The organism is Marinobacter vulgaris (assembly GCF_003344045.1).
Taxonomy (GTDB): Bacteria; Pseudomonadota; Gammaproteobacteria; order Pseudomonadales; family Oleiphilaceae; genus Marinobacter; species Marinobacter vulgaris.
This window is the reverse complement of record NZ_QFWX01000038.1, coordinates 1-259: the sequence shown is the minus strand read 5'-3', so window position 1 is coordinate 259 and position 259 is coordinate 1. Positions and strand designations below refer to the sequence as shown.

Sequence of the window (259 nt, the reverse complement as noted above, 5' to 3'; positions counted from 1 at the left end):
TGCGCTTCGTTTTCTTCAGTATTGGCTGATGGGCGGATTGACCTTTGCCCCGGCGATGGACGTGACGCATGCGTGCGTCCGTCGCCGTTTTCGCCACGCTTCCTGCCTCGCCTGCGCGGACGTCTGTCCTGTGCAGGCTTTTTCTTTTACCGACTCAAGCGTCTCGGTTGATGACAGCCGCTGTATTGAATGCGGTGACTGCCTGTTCGTCTGCCCCGCTGAGGCCATCACCGGCATCACGCCGCGAAAACGCTTTCTG

1 protein-coding gene is annotated in these 259 nt (G+C 59.5%); it reads left to right on the top strand.

Going from position 1 to position 259, the window contains the following annotated elements:
* Positions 1–259, top strand: a 259-nt coding sequence (locus DIT71_RS17690) for a 4Fe-4S dicluster domain-containing protein (protein ID WP_227538206.1), incomplete at both ends; no start/stop codon positions are given.